This is a genomic window from Evansella halocellulosilytica, from assembly GCF_002335745.1.
Taxonomy (GTDB): domain Bacteria; phylum Bacillota; class Bacilli; order Bacillales; family Salisediminibacteriaceae; genus Bacillus_CA; species Bacillus_CA halocellulosilytica.
Genome location: NZ_NIST01000001.1, coordinates 2,228,781 through 2,249,214, shown reverse-complemented (window position 1 = coordinate 2,249,214; position 20,434 = coordinate 2,228,781). Strand labels below are relative to the sequence as shown.

Below are 20,434 nucleotides of genomic sequence, written 5' to 3'. Positions count from 1 at the left end.
ATCCTCCCCCAAAACATTAAATCTGTGTTTGATAGGTAACCTCTTTTCGTTTATCTCGTTGAACAACATTCATGACACACTCATGTACAAATTGTAATGTACGTCGTGCAGCTTCTTCTTTTGAATAATGACGGCGGCCATTCATAAATGTGTTCATCATTCCTTTCCAGATCATCAATGTCATATCAGCGATCATGTCAACATCTTTTTCATCAATGAACCCTTCATTGACAGCACTCTGGATATACAAAGCGCTTCGCCTAGCAAAATGGTGTTCCATGACGATAGACTGTATTTCTTCAGGTAACCCAATTAATTCATCTTCATAAATGCTGTAATAATCATCCAGCATCCGCTGCGGTTCAGTACCAAGATTATCCATAAAGATCACTGAATATATTTCAGGTTGTTCGAAGGAGTGTTTACAGAAGCACTCCCAAGAATAAAGCCACTTCTCTACTGTATTTTTTCCCTTTTCCATATAAGCTGGAAGTTCATCCATATAGGCTGTCGTAAACCTCATTGCTGCGAAAAATTTCAAATGAGATAAATCTTTAAAATAGTTATAAGCTGTTGAACTCGTATAGCCAGCACGGTCAGCTATTTTTCGAATCGTTACATTTCTTATCCCTTCTTGTTCAATAACTTCTGTTGCTGCATCTAAAAAATATCTCCACATCCGTGCACGCTGAATGTCTTTACGCCCTGCCATTTACACACTTCCTTTTGTATCTTGACTTTCATCAGAAATATAAACATGTGATTCCTCATTGTTCTTTAACCATTTTATCAAGGATAAGGACAACAGAATATACATGATCAGAACCGGAACAGAGACAAGGACTGAGGAAGTCTGGACGACACTAAGTCCTCCTACAACTGTCAAGCTAATCGCAAGTGCTGACAATAATACACCCCACAGCAGTCTGTGCCATCGAGACGGTTGTCCATTATCACCTAACTCTTTTGTAGCAACACTTGCAATTACATAGCTTGCTGAATCAAGTGATGTTGCCAAAAAGATAAATCCAAGGATTAAAAAGAAAATCGACACTAACACCGGTAATGGTAATGAATTTAGTACTGCAACAATTACAGAAGGTTCTCCTTGCTCTGTCAATATTCCGGTTAAGTTTACTGTTTCCGATAATTGCAAATTCATCGCATATCCACCGAAAACACCGAAATAGATCCAACTACCGACTGATCCCCATAATAAAACGTTAAAAACTAACTCACGTATACTTCTTCCTTTTGATATACGCGCAACGAATATTCCTATAAACGGTGCTGTAGCAGCAAACCAAGCCCAATAAAAGACCGTCCATGCTTGTGGAAAACCACTTTGGCTGATCGGATCTGTGTAAAGGCTCATCATTAAGAAATTATCTAACATTAGCCCTAAGCTGTTTGTAAAATAGGATAAAATAAATAATGTAGGACCAACAATAATCACGAAGATTGCAAGCCCGAGTGCCATATAAATATTCCAGTCACTTAACTTGCGAATTCCTTTATACAATCCGAAATATGCACTCGTACTGAAGATGATTGTCCAAATAATGATAATTGCAATATTTAACCCTAACGATTGCTGAATACCAATTAAATCTCCAAGAACAGCGGCAACCATCGGAACACCTAAGCCAAGTGATGTTCCAAGACCACCTATCATACTCCAGATCACTAATACATCAATCGTTTTTCCAAGGAATCCATCTGCATGCTTCCCGAGTACTCCCTTACATGCTGAACTAATTTTAAGGGAAGAATTTTTCTTTACATAAAAGCTATACGCCATGACGACTGCCGGCAATGCATATAATGCCCAAGCGGATAACCCCCAATGGAACATACCGTAACTGACTGCATATTCTGCAGCAGCGGTTGATTCACCTTCCAACCCGAATGGTGGACCCGTGTAATAATAAAGTGGTTCGACTATGGACCAGAACATAATGCTCGTACCCATACTGGCGGAAAAAAGCATTCCTCCCCAGCTAAATCTAGAAAACTCTGGTTGATCGCCAGAACTGCCTAACTTTACACGTCCGTACCTTCCTATCATTAGCCAAATTAAAATGATAAATAAACCAATCGTAAGAAATTCGAATGCCCAATCTAATCGAAACGTAATCTCAGTCATCATACTCTCAACGGCTGGACCTGCTGTTTCGCGAAAAATAACGAGTAAAACAGTAGCAAGAATAATTAATAATAATGATGGCCAAAAAATAGATTTTTCCACTTTAGAATAATTCATGTAGTTTCACATACCTCCATTATATATTTTTCGTATACTACCAAGTTCCAAGTTAAATATTTAATAATGAAATTCCGGCCGAATTCATGTTTCCTAAAGCAAATAAATAGTCTCCTTTGATAAAATCTCCCCCTGATTATGAACTTGTTCTTTTAATGAACACGTTTATTTTATGAATATGTTCATGTTAACACACAAAAAAATAATGTCAAAAGACATTAATAACAATAATAGATTTTTTATTTGTTCAGTTTAGTGTTGACATACCAAATTGGTAATTGGTCTCTTAAAATATACACACTATTCAAGTAACTTTGGGATAATGTTTGATCAAAACAGCTCGTAAACCCATTTTTTACAATCGATAAAAAGTTTAGTTACTTTTGTAGCCCTTATTGTGTTAAAGTCCTCATCTCCGTTTAAATTTCTTCGACATACCATGGGTATTTTTCTTTATATCCTTCATAAGTTGGAGTAGAATCATCGAAGTTTAGTTGATACATTCTAAAAGTCACTAGTTGCTGATTCTTCTCCCATACTTCATCGTAAGAATAACGATATTTAAAACCTAGCTTTTCCATTACTTTACCACTTGCAGGATTATTCACATCGTGAGTTGCAGTTAAATAGGAAAAACCATCTTGCTTTAATTGCTCTAATATAGGTTTAGCCGCTTCCGTTGTGATACCTTTATTCCAGAAATCACTTCTTAATGCGTATCCGAAATCATATGGTAAATCTTTTTGACTAACACCAACATATCCGATGGGAATATTATTTTCCTTTAAACAAATTGCAAAATAGTAATCACGCTCTTTGATATCAACGGCAAAATGATTTTGCAGCTTTTGAGCCGCTTCTTTAGGATCCGTCATAATCTTTAAAGGAATGAAAATATTTACTTCTCTATCTTTTAAAATGTCATATAAAGCGTTTGAATCTGACATTTCAAATGACCTTATAATTAGTCTTTTAGTTTCGTGAGTTTGTTCTAATACTCTCAATTAGATGTCTCCTTACATTTAGGTGACACCTCTATGCTGCCACCAATTTTAGTTATCGGAACTACCTTGGTCACCTTTACTAATTGTACTTTTGAGCATGTTAATCTCCTCCTTTGATTAAATCAAGTATATATTTGCGAATACATTGAGTCAATGAGACCCTTTAATCAGTCTAGGGGGGTTGTCATTCTCATTTTTCTGTCCCTCTATGAATAGTGGGTCTAAGTATTCAATCAAATTTTGGTCGGTATAGCTTTTCATCAATTCTGTTACTCTCTCTGGTACTTCATCTTCTTTTTTGCCTGTTCAATGAGCATAACCTCTGTTTTATTCTTTTCATCTAACATTTTCTGTGTAAGACATTTTAATTGTTCAAGTGGAGACCCGTCTAATTGGTTAAGTGAATAGATTTCTCTACTCGATTCCTTCATCAACCCTTCTACAACCTTTAAAAAAATTGTTCTTTCGATTCATCATAACGATAAATGAGTCCTTCACTAACACCCGTTTCATCAGCAATCATGCATGAGCCTTATTCAGCGAATTCTGCCATTCACAAGAATATGAGTATTTACATCGAGATGAATAATGAATGAAAAGCTGATCATAGGAAGAACCATAATTGTCCGTTCTAAAATCAAAAAGGCGGATAAAATTCGTTCAGAAAGAATGAAACAAATTCAAGTATCTGCTCTCATCACTTTTGCAAAAAACAGGTACCTACATAAAATTGAACTGAGTTAGCAAAATAAGCCAGATGTCCTGCATCTTGTATTAAAACAAACTCTTTATGGGGCGATTTTATCTGATCAAAATAAGCTTCTACTATTTTTGTGGGCGTCAGAATATCTTGAGCCTTTTCCCATTTTTTCTATTAAATGAACGATTCATGCTTGTCGTTTACCTTATAATCCACTTTCTAACTGTGTTAACCAGTCTGCTATTTTGTTCATTTGTGATTAATTTTCAATTGGATAAATCCATGCTAATATAGCGATGCTTAAATGAACTATATTCCTTATTACCTATTCTTACTTCAAGTAATGCTAGCCTGAGCACGATTTTATAATATTCCCCAACCTGTTATTAAAGGTACTTGAATTCGACAAATTCCGGGAAGTGATTGGCACTTGTCAACGAGTATGTTTAGTGATTAAACTAATAAATAGGACGTATGTCATGAGGAGGTGCATCGTTGCTCAAAGCGAAGTTGAAAGAATGGAACACATTACGGAATCAGATTCTCGTCATATTTGTTACAGCGATGATACTCGTATTAGTCTCAGTAGGAATCATTACATACAATCTCGTAACGGATATTTTGAAAGATAATGCAGAAAAACAAATTGAACAGACAGCGATTGAAGCACTCGGACGTGTCGAATCACAATTTGAAACAATCGAAATGGTTACGAGTTTAATTAGTACAAATTCTTATATTCAAAATCTCCTTTATGAGGAAGTGAACGGAGACCGTTCGTCATTTGAAGAACGTCAATTAATGAATCAAGTGATAAATAATTACCAAGCATATACGACTGGCATCCCTTCCATCGAGCTTTATTTCACTGATTATCGTCGTTTGTTTCCATTAAATGAACTTCCCTTATCATCAAGAATTGATCGCGAATGGATTACCGCTGCCGAAGAAGCAAACGGTCGCGTTGTGTGGGCAGGAAGAGACCCGATAGACCCGAATTCTTTTTTAACGATAAAAAAGATTAATCTTCTTGACACAGAATTTACCCACGGTGGCTATTTAGTAACGAAAATCGCTGATAACTACTTTGAATTGCGTGGGGATCATGGACAAATTGATATGGAGAACGAATATGTCGAACTTCTCGACCAGCAAGGCGAGATGATCACAACGAACATGCCTGTAGAGCTTATCGGAGAAATTGAACAAGACGACGAAGATCAAGTTGTTATGATAAATGGCAGTCAATTTATAAAGGTCGAAACGACTTCAAACCATTCCGGTTGGTCTCTCATTACTTATACACCTGTTCATTCGTTGACCCAAGGTATATCTGGAATCGGAACTGCCATCTTAATCGCAGGTACAGTCGGACTACTCATTTTTATTATTGCAACCTATTTTTTATCAACGTATATTACAAAACCGATTCAACGTCTAACCCATACGATGCGCTTCGGAAAACTAGGTGCATTGAAAGAAAGTCCGAAAATATCATCCACTAATGAAATTAATGAATTAAATGACACATATAACCAGCTCGTTGAAACGACGAATTATTTGATTGAGGTCGTTTATGAAAAAGAATTAACGAGAAGCCGTACTGAGCTAAAAGCACTTCAAGCACAAATAAACCCGCATTTCTTATTTAATACGTTAGAAGCTTTATATTGGTCATTAGAAGAAAAAGACGAAAAGCTTGCTGATATCGTTATTGCATTATCAGACTTATTTCGCTATACAATTACTGATCTTCAAGATCAAGACTGGGTAAAATTACACGAAGAAATCGACCATATTGAGCGATATATGCAAATTATGAAGCTACGTTTTGAAAACGGCTTTTCTTGGAAAATTGATCTGGACGAGCGTTATGAAAATGTAGACATTCCGAGACTTCTCATTCAGCCAATCGTCGAAAACGCACTTTTACATGGAATTGGAAATAAGCTCGGAAGAGGAAATGTTCACGTTCAAATATGTCAGTCTAAATACCCTGAATATATTCAAATCGTTGTAAAAGATGACGGTCAAGGAATGGATGAGTTAACAAAAAGAAAGCTTAAACAATCATTAAAAACAAAAATGGGGTCACCTTCTAAAGGAAGTGGTCTAGCGATGATGAACATTCAACAACGCCTTGACTTAACTTACAGTCAATTTCCGAAAACGAAAATACAGATCGACAGTCAATTGACAGTCGGAACGACCGTTACAATGATAATCCCTAAAAAAGGAGGGGTGCAGCAGTGATTAATAAAACTGTCCTCATTGTTGATGACGAACCTCGCTCTAGAAAAGGATTGAAACGAACGTTAGAATCATGGTCCAACAGTCTGTTATATATCAAAACAGCAAAAAGTGCCCACGAAGCGATAACAATTTTAGCTGATGAACATATCGATTTGCTCATCACCGATATTCGTATGCCAGAAATGACCGGCCTTAATTTAATTGAAACCATCGCTACTATGGATCGGAAACCTGTTTTTATTATCATCTCTGCATACTCCGAGTTCGATTATGCGCATCAGGCTCTCGAGCTCGGCGTGATGACGTATTTACTGAAGCCCGTAAAAAAAGAAAAACTGATTACTGCTGTTGAAAATGCGTTCAAAGTTATTGACCAAAAAGATCGACATGTACAAGCAGAAAAAGTTCTTGATCGCGATATTTACTCGATCGATACAGACAAAAACCCTTCTGATCCTGTAAAAGAAGCGATTACTTACATTAATGACCATTTACATGAAAAAATCAGCTTAAAAGATGTAGCAAAAATTGTTCATTTAAATCCGAGTTATTTTAGTGTCCTTTTTAAAGAAAAGACAGAAATGACTTTCAGTGAATATCTCATTCGAAAAAGATTGCAACACGCGAAGCATCTGCTCATATCCACACAGCTTCCTATAAGTAATATTGCAGAAAAATGCGGCTATCAGACTGCCAAATACTTTATTAAGATTTTTAAAGAAAATGAAGGTCTCACACCTAGTAAATACCGAAAAGAAGGATCAAACTCACCCTGATTTCTTTTTACAATTTTCTGATAAAAGTGGTATTTTGACCAATCAATGTGACCTTACTGAAATAAAACCCCATTGCTATACTATGGATAACACTAAATTAAGGGGGAAATTACATGAAAAAGAAACCGCTTACAACGGTTCTGTCAATCTCATTAGCATCTGTGCTAGCTTTAAGTGCATGTGGTAGTGAAAATGAAGATGCTAGTGCAGATGAGTCTGGAGATGGTGCTTCAGACCGTGAAGATGTCACGCTTGACTTTATGCACCTTTGGCCACAAGGAAGTTCGGCGGACCATAACCGTATCGTGAATCAAATTATTGAAGAATTTGAAGCAGATCACCCGCACGTCACTGTTGAACTTGAAGTATTAGAAAATGAACAATACAAAAACAAGCTGCAAGTCATCTCTTCCTCTAATCAATTACCTGATGTAGGAATGACTTGGCCAGCTGGATTTTTAGAGCCATATGTAAATGGAGAATTGTTCACACCGCTAGATGATCTTCTTGACGACGGGCTACGCGACGAATTTGTTGCTGGAACAGTTGAAGCATATGAAATGGACGGACACTCTTACGCATTGCCGTTAGAGTTAAACATTGCCCCAGTATTTTACAATAAAGCAATATTTGAAGAGCACGGGCTTGACGTTCCGGAAACATATGACGACTTCCTTCATATCGTTGATACGCTAGTGGAAAATGACGTCACACCGATCGCATTAGGAAATCGTGACAGATGGACAGGGTCACTATGGTATATGTATTTAGCTGATCGTATCGGAGGAGCTGATGCATTAAACTCGGCAATCGATCGAAGCGGCTCATTTGAAGACGACCGTTTAATTGAAGCAGCATCGTCCATTCAAGATCTCATTGAACGAGATGCTTTTATTCGCGGATATAACGGTCTAACAGATCAAGAAGCAAAATCAGAATTTATGAACAGTAATGCAGCGATGTATTTAATTGGATCTTGGGATCTTCCAAACTTTACGACAAATGAAGAAATCCCTCAAGAGTTCCGTGACAATGTCGGATTCTTTAAATTCCCAACTGTTGAAGGCGGAGAAGGAGATATTAATAGCTGGGTCGGCGGACCTGGAGTCGGCTTGTTCGTTGCTGAAAACTCAGATGTTAAAGAAGAAGCAAAAGAATTTGTTCAGTTCTTCATTGAAGAATGGGGTAAACATTCTGTAGAAGATGCTGGGGTTATCCCTGGAACACAAGTAAATACAGACGAGGTTGATCTCCCTGATTTATTTATCGATGTTCTAGACGAACTAAATAACGCATCAGATATTACTCTCTTTGCTGATGTACAGATGAGCGCAGATGTTGCTGAAACTCATTTAAATATGATTCAATCACTATTCGGAAATGAGGCTACACCGGAAACGTTCGCTGAAGAACACGAAAAAGCACTCTCCGAAGAAGAATAACACCTTGAAAAGGGGCTTATCTCAAAAATAATGTGCCAATCACCTCATACAAAATTTTTAACTACCTTTTGTATACGCAAGTGGGGTGAGGCACATGTGAGAAGCCCTTTTCTTCTTAAAATTTGATTCGAAAGGAGAGCAGTCGATGAACAAGATCATGTCTGATAAGAAAGTAATTGCCCTTTATGTTCTCCCAGCCTTAACCTTAATACTCGTCCTTATTTATATTCCAATATTCCTGACAGGATACTACGGTCTGATGGATTGGGATGGGATCGGTAAGATGACATTTATCGGACTCGAGAACTACAAGAATTTAATTACTGACCGCTTGTTTTGGAACAGTGCTTATCACTCTTTGCTACTCGCTATTTTTTCAGTATTAAGTTTAATAATTTATTTAGCTATTTCAGTAGTTTTAGCCGGAAAAATTAAAGGAGCAGACCTGTTTAGAAAAATCTATCTTATTCCAATGTTGCTTTCATCTGTTGCTATCGCACAATTATGGATGAGGATTTATCACCCATCAAACGGAGTCATGAACCGATTTCTGACTTCTATTGGCATTGAAAATCCGCCTTTATGGCTTGCAGATACAAATATCGTGTTATATGCCATTTTCATTCCGATCCTTTGGCAGTATGCAGGATTTTACATTTTAATTTATTATGCCGCTTTAAAAAACATCCCTAATGAGCTTGTTGAGGCAGCACAAATAGATGGTGCGACACCACTTCAAATTGCGTATAAAATTAAGCTTCCTCTCATTTCAGGTGTCATTAAAGTAACAATCGTCCTTGCGGTTATTGGATCACTAAAATATTTCGATTTGATTTACGTGATGACTGACGGCGGTCCGAACGGAGCAAGTGAAGTAATGGCTTCGTACATGTACAAGCTCGCATTTAGGACGAATGACTTTGGCTACGGAAGTGCAATTGGATTTTTCCTACTCGTCTTAATTTTAATTACAACATATTTTATCCGTAAATTAACATCATCAAAAGAAGACGAAGTACAATATTAAAGGGGGGAGACACCATGAACCCGGAGACAGTTGAAGTGAAGAAACACTCACCAAAAATAAAGGCGAATAAACCTCCAAACCGCCGTAATTTTATAAATACGATTTCTTATTCTATTTTATATTTCATTTTGTTTATCGTCGCAATCGTTCAAATACTTCCATTAATTTGGCTTTTCCTTTTTTCATTAAAGGACAATCAAGAAGTATTTAACCTGCCGCCATTAGCTTTACCTTCTGAACCGAAATGGGAAAATTACTTGAAAGTGTGGACAGAAGGTAACATCGGTCTATATTTCCTGAACAGTGTTGTTGTAACGGGGGCTGCAGTTCTTCTCACTGTTTTGTGCGCAAGTCTCGTTACGTTTGCGATTACTCGAATGAGGTGGAAACTGAATAAATTTGTTCTTGGCTTATTTATGATCGGTCTTATGATTCCGGTCCATTCAACATTAATTCCTTTGTTTAACTTTTACTTGAATATCGGTTTAATGGACAATCCATTATCGATCATTTTGACATATACAGCGTTTAATCTGCCGTTAACGATTATGATTTTACTAGGATTTTACTACACGCTTCCTCGTGAACTTGAAGAAGCGGCCATTATGGATGGATGTTCTGTTCATAGAATGTTCTTTAAAATCATCTTACCAATGACTGCACCTGTCGTAGCAACTACGGCGATTATTAACATGATTTATAATTGGAACGAATTTGTTTTCGTCAATACGTTTATCAGCTCTGACAAATATAAAACCTTAACTGTCGGTATTCAAAACTTTATCGGACAATACTCAACTGATTGGGGAGCAATTGGAGCAACACTCGTTATTAGTATTCTACCAATCTTAATTGCCTTTGTTTTATTAAGTAACCGAATTGTCGAAGGAATTACTGCTGGTTCTGTAAAAGGTTAACACAAGAAAAGCGCTGTCTCTTCCTCTTCTAGTATCACTTTGAAGCTAGATCCGTCAACCGGGCAATACGCCCCATCCGGTGGCATTCCCGGCATTAGGACGTCCTGTCCGTCGAGGCAAATCGCTAGATCAGATCTTCGGTTAAAACCCCCACGTCCTGCGGGAACGCCGAAGTCACCACATCCGTGTGGAAGCTCGAGATGTAAATGCTCGTGCCTGAAGTCTAGACAGCAATCGAGAGATTGAAATTTTATACTTTCTTATTCTTTTCAAAAAAAGGAGTGCTATCAATGTCTAACATTCAAAACCCAATTTTACCTGGCTTCCACCCTGACCCTTCGATCGTCAGGGTTGGGGATGATTACTATATTGCTACATCTACATTTGAATGGTTCCCTGGTGTCAGAATTCACCATTCAAAGGACTTAAAGCATTGGCGGTTTATTTCAAGTCCGCTCACTCGGACGTCCCAACTCGATATGAAAGGGAATATGAACTCCGGCGGTATTTGGGCGCCTTGTCTCAGCTATCATGACGCAACGTTCTATTTAATTTATACCGATGTAAAGCAATGGCACGGGGCTTATAAAGATGCTCATAACTATCTTGTTACAGCGGAAAACATTGAAGGACCGTGGTCTGAACCGATCTATTTAAATAGCAGCGGCTTCGATCCGTCTCTCTTCCACGATGAAGACGGGCGCAAATGGTTCGTCAATATGATCTGGGATTACCGCAAGGGGAACCATCCGTTTGCCGGTATCGTTCTCCAGGAATATTCCGAAGCAGAACAGAAGCTCGTCGGGCCGGTGAAAAACATTTATAAAGGAACTGACATTCAATTAACCGAAGGTCCGCACTTGTACAAAAAGGACGGCTACTATTACTTGCTCGTCGCAGAAGGTGGGACCGAGTATGAGCATGCGGCGACGTTAGCCCGCTCGAAAACGATCGACGGTCCGTACGAAACCGACCCGAACTATCCGCTCATTACGTCGAACAAAAAGCCGGAACTCGCGCTGCAAAAGGCGGGGCACGGCAGTCTAGTCGAGACACAGAATGGTGAATGGTATTTCGCTCATCTGTGCGGCAGACCGTTAAAGGAAACCTATTGTACACTTGGTCGGGAAACGGCGATTCAGAAAGTCGAGTGGACAGAGGATGGCTGGCTTCGTATTGAAGATGGGGGGAACAGCCCATTACAGGAAGTGACAGCCCCAGACCTTCCAGAGCATCCGTTTGAGCCTGAGCCTGAAAAAGACAATTTCGATGGCGAAACGTTACACCACCAGTGGAATACGTTACGCATTCCAGCCGACTCTTCTTGGTGTTCATTAACCGAGCGTCCAGGACATTTACGACTTCGCGGCATGGAATCACTAAGCTCGGTTCACAGCCAAAGTCTTGTCGCCCGACGCCAGCAATCGTTTCATTGTGAATTTGAGACAAAGGTCGACTATGATCCGGAGTATTACCAGCATATGGCGGGTCTCGTCATCTATTACGATACAGAGGATCACGTTTACCTTCACGTAACAAGGGATGAACAGGCTGGAAAATCGATTCAACTTATTCAAACGAAACAAGGCGAGTATGAGGAACGGCTAGAGAAGCCGATCTCGATTCAAGAAGAAGGACCAGTTTATTTTAAAGGGGTTATTCACGAAGCTTCATTGGCGCTCTTTTATAAACAAGCAGAGGATGGAGAATGGACGCCAGTCGGTCCTGAACTTGACCCCACGCATATGTCCGATGATTCAGCAGAAAATGTCCGCTTTACCGGAACATTTATCGGTATGGCGACACAAGATTTAAGCGGGATGAAAAAGGCTGCCGACTTTGATTACTTTATTTATAAAGAACTTTAAGCATCTTTAATAATTGATTGTTGCTTTTAGATAAGCTACATCTTTTGCTCGAGTCCATATCTTGCGGACGCTTTCAGTGAGCGCGCGCAACTAAAATTAGCTGTTAGATTGGAGGAGAAAATGTGAGGATACCGTGGATGTCTAATGTATTTTATCAAGCATGTGATTGGGTGATGAAATTAGCATACATGAATTTCTTGTGGGCGATTTTCACATTAGCAGGTGGAATTGTATTTGGCTTCTTCCCAGCAACTGTTGCAATGTTCTCATTGCTTCGGCTAATGCTGCAAAAGAAGAGTCATCCTCCAATCTTTCAGCATTTTCTAAGTACGTTTAAAAAAGAATTTTTACGAGCTAATGTCATAAACGTGATCTTTATAACAGTTGGTGCAATAATTACCGTTAACTTTTTCCTTATCCAACAGTTACAAGGGCTACTCCTCACCATCTCATTGATTGGAGCAGCCATCGGTTTGTTTATCTTTGTCACCATCATCTTATTTATTTTTCCGGTCTATGTTCATTACGACTTAAAGTTTACAGACTATTTCAAGGTTTCGTTATTTATGCCATTTACAAACTTTTGGACGTTTTCGATGACTAGTGGAGGATTGCTACTGCTTCTTATTCTGTTTTATTTCGCTCCAGTATTAGCAGTCTTCTTTGGTGCAAGTGGTATTGCTTTCATATTAATGAGCAGCTCGTTCATGTCATTTCAAAAGCTAGCTCACCAACATTAATTCGACATTATTCGGGAAGTGCCTGGCACTTGGCAGACTCTTTGGAATGCTGGTTTGGGGTTTCCATTATGATCCAAAACAAATGGCCAATTACGTCTTCCTTTGACAGGAAAGTCATTTAACCACGTATAGTGATCAGATACTCCCCAAAATGTTACGGAAGTGATGTGATCTTTATATTCTCTAAAAATCTGAAAGAATTGGTCGTATCTTTCCGCTTGTAAATAAAGCATCTCCTTTAATGGCTCCTTCAAATCGGTTCTCCGATCGTTCCATTCAAATGCGGAAACATCCATTTCTGTAATATGAAGTTGCAGCCCTAAAGATGCATACTTCTCAATCGCTTTTCTAATCTCATCATATGATGGCTTATATAAATTCCAATGAGCTTGAAGTCCAACACCATGGATTGGAACTTCTCGTTCTACTAAAGAGCATACTAGCTGAAAAATTTTATCACTTTTATCTGGGTCTGATTCATTATAATCATTGTAAAAAAGTAACGCTTCAGGGTTCGCACTATGTGCAAAATGAAACGCTTTTTCGATAAAGTCTTCCCCGATGATCGATAACCAGTTAGAATCTCTTAATAAAGCTTGACTATGATCTGCAACAGCTTCATTGACTACATCCCAGCAATAAACCTCTTCTTTATATCTTCTAACAACTGTTCCTATATGATTTTCCATACGAGCAAGCAATGTCTCCCGATCAATTGTCTTACCAGCTGAGTCAGTAAACAGCCAATCCGACGTTTGATTATGCCAAACTAACGTATGTCCCCTCACCTTTTTTCCATTGTCATTCGCAAATGAGACAAGTTTGTCTGCATATTCAAAGCTAAACTGTCCTTCAGCGGGCTGTAAATGTTCAAATTTCATTTCATTTTCTGCTGTTAAACTATTAAAATGTTTTTTGATTAAATTTTGTTCTGTTTGAAGTGTTTGTTGATTCACTGCTGCCCCTATTAAAAAGTAATCTTTATAAACGTCACATAATGATGGAATGCTATGGCTTACTGAATTAGTCACAACCATCTCTCCCTTTTCATGTAATAATGTGCCTTCAACAGTACTTCACTCGACATAATTCGGTAAGTGCCTGGTACTTACCGAAACTTTTTTAATCGTTTATTGATTGCTTTCGTTTGCGGATATACTTGTTGATACAGCTCAAATAATTCTTTGTAAACAGAAACATTTTCAGGTATTGGCTTAAAGAGTTCACTTTCTTCAACGAAATGATCAGCACATTCTTTCAATGAAGAATACCAACCGAGCCCATAAGCTGCTAGCATCGCGGCTCCCATTCCAGGGCCTTGCTCACTCTTAAGCTTTACAACATCAGCGTTATAAATATCTGCTTGAATTTGCAGCCATAAAGAGCTTTTTGCTCCTCCTCCAATTGAGATTACTTTATTGACTGATTTGCCGTTCTCCCTAAAAATTTCAACACTTTCATTTAAAGAGAACGTGATCCCTTCAATGACAGCTCGAACGAAATCGCCAAGTGTATGAGTCGCATTCATACCGATAAAACTTCCCCGAACATCAGCATCAGCATGTGGAGTTCGTTCCCCTACTATATACGGGGTGAACAAAAGGCCATTTGCACCTGGAGGTGATTGATTGGCAAGCTCCGTCAATTCTTCAAAGGAACGCTCTTCTGCAAACGTTTTCTTAAACCATCTTAAGCTGTACCCAGCAGCTAAAGTGACCCCCATCGTATAAAAGGCTGACTCTTCACCATGATTAAAATAATGTACTCGTCCAGAAAAATCTTTATCTCCATCGTCTTCATAAGCTAAAATAACCCCGGACGTTCCTGTACTGCTCAACGTAACACCATCCTCAAGAATACCTGAACCAATAGCACCGCAAGCATTGTCTGCTCCACCAGCAAATACAGCGACATCATTGTTCAATCCACAGCTCTCTGCTATGTCAGGTTTGACGGTACCGACTTTTTCATGAGAAGCAACTAACGTCGGACATAGGTCAACAGGAATACCAGTTTGTTCACACATCTCTTTACTCCACTTTTTCTCTGGAACATTGAGCATTAACGTTCCCGCTGCATCTGAAAATTCCATATGTACCTCACCAGTCAACCGGTACCTGACATAATCCTTCGGTAACAAAAATGTTGACGCTTTCTCAAAGACAGTTGGTTCATTTTTTTTCACCCAAATAAGCTTCGGTAATGTAAATCCTTCAAGGGCAGGGTTTTTCGTAATCTGATGGAGAACATCAATCCCTACTTTTTCTTCTATTTCCCGGCATTCTTCTGTCGTACGGGTATCATTCCACAGAATCGCCCTGCGAAGCGGCTCATTGTCGTTATCTAACAGCACGAGTCCGTGCATTTGCCCCGAAAAGCTCATTCCTTCAATCCGTTCAGGATCATTGATTCTGCACGTCAATTCCTTCAGAGCTGTAATCGTTTCACGAACCCAATCTTCAGGATCTTGTTCACTAAACCCTGCTTTTTCTTGATATAACGGATATTCATTTGACACTTCTTCTATGACATGTCCGACACGGTCAACGAGCATCACTTTGACAGCACTCGTACCTAAATCGACTCCTATAACATATCCCATCGTTTTGCCCTCCATTCATCGTATTAATCTATCCATTCTGTTTTCGAAAAAATATGATTGACTTTTTAAAAATGGGTGCATCCAGAGAGGACACACCCTTTCGCTTTTTACAACTCGTTTACACTTAACAAATATTGATTAATTTGAGCTTTAATTCTTTCTAGCTGTCCGGATACATTGTTAATATCACCAAGCTCGAGAGCATGATTTTCTAGCTCTTTAAAATTTGTTGTTCCAGAAACAATTTTTTTACCGATTCCGGACTTAAATGTTTTATAACGCTCATCTACGATATTTTCAAAGAAATTATCTTCGATCATTTTATGTGCGACTTTCAACCCGATTGCAAAACTATCCATGCCGGCAATATGTGCATGAACGAGATCATTTAGCTCAAATGATCCTCTGCGAACTTTTGCATCAAAGTTCAAACCACCTCGTCCAAGTCCGTCATTTTTCAAAATTTCATACATTGCGAGTACAGTTGAATAAAGGTCAGTCGGGAATTCGTCTGTATCCCAGCCGAGTAAAGTATCGCCTTGGTTCGCATCAACAGAACCGAGCATACCGCTCGTTCTCGCGAATCTTAATTCATGTTCAAACGTATGACCTGCTAACGTTGCGTGATTTGCTTCAATGTTAAACTTAAAGTCATCTTGAAGTCCATATTGATAAAGGAATGCTGTCGCCGTTGAGACATCAAAATCATATTGATGTGTCGTCGGCTCCTTCGGCTTCGGTTCAATGAGGAACTGTGCATCAAAACCAATTTCCTTGGCATAATCAAGAGCCATATGATAAAACTTAGCTAAATTGTCTAGCTCAAGCTTTAAATTTGTATTTAATAGTGTTTCATATCCTTCTCTTCCACCCCAAAATACATAATTTTCTCCACCGAGTTCTTTACCGACTTCAAGCCCTTTTTTCACTTTTGCTGCAGCATATGCATAAACGTCAGCATTACTAGAAGTCGCTGCACCATGGACAAAACGAGGATGAGTGAACATGTTTGCCGTATTCCATAACAATTTAGTCTTGCTCGTTTTCATGTAATTTTGAATCATTGCGACGATTTCATCTAAGTTCTGAAACGTTTCTTTTAGCGAGCTACCTTCAGGTGCCACATCAACATCATGAAAACAAAAGTAAGGAACGTTTAACTTCTCAAAAAGCTCAAATGCTGCTTCCACACGTGCTTTCGCTTGATCCATCCCTGTTAGATGGTCCCAAGGACGCTGCATCGTTCCTGCTCCAAAAGGGTCTGCTCCATCAGCAGTAAATGTGTGCCAATAAGCTACAGAAAAGCGAAGATGCTCTTCCACTGTTTTATTGCCTAATTTTTCATCTGGATTATAATGCTTAAATGCAAATGGATTATGAGATCGAGGTCCTTCATAATTAATTTTGTCAATACCTTTAAAGTAAGTCATATAAAATACCCCCAAGTGGATTGAAATATTTGATAATTATATTCTAACAATGTAAACTTAGTTTGTCCATTGAATTAACTAAGTTTTGTATATTAATTTGCATCAGACATTTTTTCATATAAAATACATATCAAGATCATAAACGTTCTATGACTGATATTTATTGATCGTTATTAAGTTTGCAAGTGTTCATTTTCATAACATCATGAAAAAAAGCAAAACTGGCTAAATTATACAGCAATGACTTAATATCATAATAATCATATTTTGACCTTGAAAAAATAAAGGAGTTCTAAACATGTCCAGTTACCAGCAAACAGTTAAGAAAAAAAATAAGTTGATCGTCTTAAATACAATTCGAGAGCAAGAGCCAATTTCAAGAGCAAAGTTGGCGCAAAAATTAGGGCTTACAAAAGCGACTGTATCGAGTCTAGTTGACGAATTAATTAGTGAAGAATATTGTTATCAAACAGGATTGGGGGAATCTAGCGGAGGCAGGCGTCCACTTATGCTGCAATTTAATCAACATGCAGGCGTTACGATCAGTGTCGATATCGGTGTCAACTATATTCTCGCAATCCTTACTGATTTACACGGAAACATGATCAATGAAGTCGTAAAACAGTTCGATACGAACTACTTTTCGAAAACGGTACACGAAATTAAACAAATAATCGATACATTTTTAGCAAATACGGAATCTACTCCGTTCGGCTTAATCGGTATCGGGTTCGGGGTTCCTGGTTTAGTCAATACTGACGGAGATATTTTGCATACGCCAAATTTATCGTGGGAAGATGCAGATTTAAAAGGACTGTTTGAAAAACAATACGGTGTTCCAGTTCTCGTCGAAAACGAAGCAAATGCTGGTGCCTATGGTGAAATTACGTACGATATGAAGAGAAATGCAGAAAATATTATTTATATTAGTTTAGGTATCGGGATTGGTGTAGGGCTCATCCTCGATCATCATCTCTTCAGAGGAAAAAGCGGTTTAACAGGTGAAATGGGACATATGATCATTGAAACTGACGGTCTGCCATGTCGTTGTGGCAGTAAAGGCTGCTGGGAAATGTATGCATCAGAATTAGCTCTATTAACCGAATTTCAGAAAACGGAAGCAGGTAAAAATAACCCTTCTCTAGAGAAGATGATTCAGATTTCTGGAACAAATGACGAAGTTAAAAAGATGTTCGAAAGAACCGGCCGCTATGTCGGTATCGGAATTAACAATATTATCAATACTTTTAATCCTGAGAAAATCATTATTGGTAACCGGTTAGCGAAGGCTCAACACTTACTAGTACCAGGAATAAAAGAGGTCATTGAACATCAAACACTCCCTCATTTGAAAAAGTCTGTTGACATTAGCTTCAGTCAGAAACAACAATATTCTGCAGCTCTTGGCATGTCAGCATTTACGATCGAGCAATTTCTTGACAAACAATTTCAATCAGAAGAAAAAGCAACTATTTAAAAATCTTTTGAGACACTGTGTATACGAACAAAGTGAAGTAAGAGCGGATGTCTCACTTGTACCATGGGGTGAAAGCAAGTAGAATACCTTCCATCTATTCGTGTCTACTTTCGTAGAGAGCTCACGATTACAACCCTTAAAAGTTTATTTTCACACAGTCACTTTTTCTGCTTTTCCTACCGAACTCGAAATCTTCTCTTGACGGTACTATTTACTAGTTTTCCCTCAGAGGTTAATTCTCTATCCCATAGTAAGATGATTTCGTAGACTCGATCCGTTTAAAGTTGTTCGAAAGGACCTTTCGTATTGTTTTAGGATTTTTAATTAGTTTACACAGAGCCTGTAGTTTACAAAGAAAGTTTTTATAAGGCAGAGGGAACCACATTCCTCTGCCTTTTTAATAAACATATTTCTGTTTCAACTGATTATATTTTACTTTTCTTATACATTAAAAAACTGCTTCGCATTTTGGTAACTAATATTTTTCACGATCGAACCAGCTAAATGGTAGTCTTCTGGTATCTCACCATCTTGCATCCATCCGCCAACGAGATTACATAATATACGGCGAAAATATTCATGCCTTGTAAAAGAAAGAAAACTTCTCGAATCGGTCAGCATCCCGACAAAATGACTTAAAAAATTTATATGGGCAAGGTCATTTAACTGCCTTTCCATCCCCCGTTTCTGGTCATTAAACCACCATCCCGATCCAAATTGAACTTTGCCAGAAATACCACCAGTATGAAAATTCCCGATCGTACTCGCAACGATTTCATTATGAGTCGGGTTCAAATTGTAAATGATTGTTTTTGGAAGTTCGTTTGATTGATCCAATTCATTTAATAATAAGTTGAGTGGCTCTGCTAAAGAGAAATCGTCAATCGAGTCAAAACCTGTATTCGCTCCAGCCTGACCATACATCCGTTTATTATTATTACGAATCGCACCAATATGAAGCTGCATGACCCATTTCTTTGCATGATATCTCTTTCCTAAATAAACGAGAATATAGGTCTTATATTTTTCTATTTCCTCTTTTAATAATTTTTTCCCGCTAAGCGCATTTTGAAAAACACGCTCAGCTTCGCCCGTTGAACACGGTTTAAACGGAAGACGCTGGGGTCCGTGATCTGACACTCTGCACCCTCGCTCATGAAAGTATTCAATGCGCAGGTCGATGACATCCAGCAAATCCTGAAGAGATTGAATCGAGATTCTCGTTACCTTTTCTAGTTTTTCTAAATAACCTGTAAACGAATCCTTCTCAATATCAATGATTTCGTCTGGCCGGAATGTCGGTAATACCTTTGTTTGTATCCGGGTATCTTCTCTCACTTTCGTGTGATTCACTAAATCGTCTGCCGGATCATCTGTCGTACAAATGACTTCAACATTCGATTGGGTAATCATCCCATGAACCGATAACTCATCTGTTTTCAACAATGAATTACATTGCTCCCAAACCTGTTCATAATTGTCTTCCGACAGTAAATCATCAATCCCAAAGTATCGCTTTAATTCAAGGTGTGTCCAATGATATAGCGGATTCCCGATTGTTTTTGGAACAACTTTCGCCCACTCCCTGAATTTTTCCTTATCACTTGCTTTTCCTGTAATGTAATATTCATCCACTCCAAAAGCTCTTAGTGCCCGCCATTTATAATGATCACCTTTCAACCAAACATCTGTAATCGTTTGAAACATCTTATTCTCTGCTATTTCATCTGGTGGTAAATGGCAATGAAAATCGATGATCGGTTCACCTTTTGCATAGTCATGATATAAAACTTTAGCAAACTCATTTTGCAGCAAAAAGTCATCATGAATAAAGGATTTCATTATACATTCCTCCTTATCACCTTGTCACTACAGATTCTCCCTTCATAATATGCATTCAATTTTCTTTCATTGGGCTCCCTTACCAGTCTCCAT

General features: G+C 38.4%; 17 protein-coding genes. 8 read left to right on the top strand and 9 right to left on the bottom strand.

Going from position 1 to position 20,434, the window contains the following annotated elements; all coding sequences use genetic code 11:
• Positions 1-16: 16 nt before the first annotated feature.
• The 5 genes from CD001_RS10670 to CD001_RS27295 form a co-directional block, all read right to left on the bottom strand.
• A complete protein-coding gene (locus CD001_RS10670) occupies positions 17-712 on the bottom strand; it encodes a TetR/AcrR family transcriptional regulator (RefSeq protein WP_096187668.1) in 696 nt (231 codons plus the stop codon).
• Complete coding sequence (locus CD001_RS10665) at positions 713-2,263, bottom strand: BCCT family transporter (protein ID WP_096187666.1); 1,551 nt, start codon at positions 2,261-2,263, stop codon at positions 713-715.
• A gap of 419 nt (positions 2,264-2,682) precedes the next feature.
• Complete coding sequence (locus CD001_RS10660) at positions 2,683-3,267, bottom strand: GNAT family N-acetyltransferase (RefSeq protein WP_218839250.1); 585 nt, start codon at positions 3,265-3,267, stop codon at positions 2,683-2,685.
• A 269-nt stretch (positions 3,268-3,536) separates the two neighbouring features.
• The gene (locus CD001_RS26380; protein ID WP_179298700.1) at positions 3,537-3,698 is read right to left on the bottom strand and encodes a hypothetical protein; all 162 of its coding nucleotides are present in this window, start codon (positions 3,696-3,698) and stop codon (positions 3,537-3,539) included.
• Positions 3,699-3,715: 17 nt separating this feature from the next.
• Entirely contained in the window at positions 3,716-3,790 is a 75-nt protein-coding gene (locus tag CD001_RS27295) for a TetR family transcriptional regulator (RefSeq protein ID WP_096190561.1), read from the bottom strand.
• Between the two features lie 672 nt (positions 3,791-4,462).
• Between CD001_RS27295 and CD001_RS10650 the strand changes: the two genes are divergently transcribed.
• The 7 genes from CD001_RS10650 (at position 4,463) to CD001_RS10620 (ending at position 12,990) form a co-directional block, all read left to right on the top strand.
• A complete protein-coding gene (locus CD001_RS10650; RefSeq protein WP_257009780.1) occupies positions 4,463-6,220 on the top strand; it encodes a cache domain-containing sensor histidine kinase in 1,758 nt (585 codons plus the stop codon).
• Positions 6,217-6,996 carry a response regulator transcription factor gene (locus tag CD001_RS10645; protein ID WP_096187664.1) on the top strand — a complete coding sequence of 260 codons (780 nt, stop codon included), beginning with the start codon at positions 6,217-6,219 and terminating at the stop codon, positions 6,994-6,996. The genes CD001_RS10650 and CD001_RS10645 overlap by 4 nt, the downstream gene beginning before the upstream one ends.
• A 113-nt stretch (positions 6,997-7,109) precedes the next feature.
• Entirely contained in the window at positions 7,110-8,438 is a 1,329-nt protein-coding gene (locus CD001_RS10640) for an extracellular solute-binding protein (RefSeq protein ID WP_096187662.1), read from the top strand.
• A 145-nt stretch (positions 8,439-8,583) separates the two neighbouring features.
• Positions 8,584-9,465, top strand: a complete 882-nt coding sequence (locus CD001_RS10635; RefSeq protein ID WP_096187660.1) for a carbohydrate ABC transporter permease — start codon at positions 8,584-8,586, stop codon at positions 9,463-9,465.
• A gap of 14 nt (positions 9,466-9,479) precedes the next feature.
• On the top strand, positions 9,480-10,382 hold the full coding sequence (locus CD001_RS10630) for a carbohydrate ABC transporter permease (RefSeq protein ID WP_096187657.1): 903 nt from the start codon (positions 9,480-9,482) through the stop codon (positions 10,380-10,382).
• Positions 10,383-10,672: 290 nt separating this feature from the next.
• On the top strand, positions 10,673-12,250 hold the full coding sequence (locus CD001_RS10625; RefSeq protein WP_096187656.1) for a glycoside hydrolase family 43 protein: 1,578 nt from the start codon (positions 10,673-10,675) through the stop codon (positions 12,248-12,250).
• A gap of 137 nt (positions 12,251-12,387) precedes the next feature.
• Positions 12,388-12,990, top strand: coding sequence for a YesL family protein (locus tag CD001_RS10620; protein ID WP_142303574.1), 603 nt, complete (start codon positions 12,388-12,390; stop codon positions 12,988-12,990).
• Here CD001_RS10620 and CD001_RS10615 read toward each other — a convergent pair.
• The 3 genes from CD001_RS10615 to xylA form a co-directional block, all read right to left on the bottom strand.
• A complete protein-coding gene (locus tag CD001_RS10615; RefSeq protein WP_257009779.1) occupies positions 12,987-14,021 on the bottom strand; it encodes an endo-1,4-beta-xylanase in 1,035 nt (344 codons plus the stop codon). The genes CD001_RS10620 and CD001_RS10615 overlap by 4 nt on opposite strands.
• Positions 14,022-14,098: 77 nt before the next feature.
• Entirely contained in the window at positions 14,099-15,592 is a 1,494-nt protein-coding gene (xylB, locus tag CD001_RS10610) for a xylulokinase (RefSeq protein WP_096187650.1), read from the bottom strand.
• Positions 15,593-15,699: 107 nt separating this feature from the next.
• Entirely contained in the window at positions 15,700-17,022 is a 1,323-nt protein-coding gene (xylA, locus tag CD001_RS10605) for a xylose isomerase (protein ID WP_096187648.1), read from the bottom strand.
• A gap of 298 nt (positions 17,023-17,320) precedes the next feature.
• Here xylA and CD001_RS10600 point away from each other — a divergent pair, with 298 nt between their 5' ends.
• Positions 17,321-18,499 carry an ROK family transcriptional regulator gene (locus CD001_RS10600; protein ID WP_096187646.1) on the top strand — a complete coding sequence of 393 codons (1,179 nt, stop codon included), beginning with the start codon at positions 17,321-17,323 and terminating at the stop codon, positions 18,497-18,499.
• 441 nt (positions 18,500-18,940) lie between these two features.
• Here the strand turns inward: CD001_RS10600 and uxaC are convergent, their stop codons facing one another.
• The gene (uxaC, locus tag CD001_RS10595) at positions 18,941-20,341 is read right to left on the bottom strand and encodes a glucuronate isomerase (protein WP_096187644.1); all 1,401 of its coding nucleotides are present in this window, start codon (positions 20,339-20,341) and stop codon (positions 18,941-18,943) included.
• Positions 20,342-20,434 lie beyond the last annotated feature (93 nt).

What these genes read in the sequence shown, in the direction of transcription:
- CD001_RS10670 (WP_096187668.1), bottom strand. Translation starts at nt 712, where the DNA reads ATGGCAGGGCGTAAAGACATTCAGCGTGCACGGATGTGGAGATATTTT.
- CD001_RS10665 (WP_096187666.1), bottom strand. Translation starts at nt 2,263, where the DNA reads ATGAATTATTCTAAAGTGGAAAAATCTATTTTTTGGCCATCATTATTA.
- CD001_RS26380 (WP_179298700.1), bottom strand. Translation starts at nt 3,698, where the DNA reads ATGAAGGAATCGAGTAGAGAAATCTATTCACTTAACCAATTAGACGGG.
- CD001_RS10640 (WP_096187662.1), top strand. Translation starts at nt 7,110, where the DNA reads ATGAAAAAGAAACCGCTTACAACGGTTCTGTCAATCTCATTAGCATCT.
- CD001_RS10635 (WP_096187660.1), top strand. Translation starts at nt 8,584, where the DNA reads ATGAACAAGATCATGTCTGATAAGAAAGTAATTGCCCTTTATGTTCTC.
- CD001_RS10630 (WP_096187657.1), top strand. Translation starts at nt 9,480, where the DNA reads ATGAACCCGGAGACAGTTGAAGTGAAGAAACACTCACCAAAAATAAAG.
- CD001_RS10625 (WP_096187656.1), top strand. Translation starts at nt 10,673, where the DNA reads ATGTCTAACATTCAAAACCCAATTTTACCTGGCTTCCACCCTGACCCT.
- CD001_RS10620 (WP_142303574.1), top strand. Translation starts at nt 12,388, where the DNA reads ATGTCTAATGTATTTTATCAAGCATGTGATTGGGTGATGAAATTAGCA.
- xylB (WP_096187650.1), bottom strand. Translation starts at nt 15,592, where the DNA reads ATGGGATATGTTATAGGAGTCGATTTAGGTACGAGTGCTGTCAAAGTG.
- xylA (WP_096187648.1), bottom strand. Translation starts at nt 17,022, where the DNA reads ATGACTTACTTTAAAGGTATTGACAAAATTAATTATGAAGGACCTCGA.
- CD001_RS10600 (WP_096187646.1), top strand. Translation starts at nt 17,321, where the DNA reads ATGTCCAGTTACCAGCAAACAGTTAAGAAAAAAAATAAGTTGATCGTC.
- uxaC (WP_096187644.1), bottom strand. Translation starts at nt 20,341, where the DNA reads ATGAAATCCTTTATTCATGATGACTTTTTGCTGCAAAATGAGTTTGCT.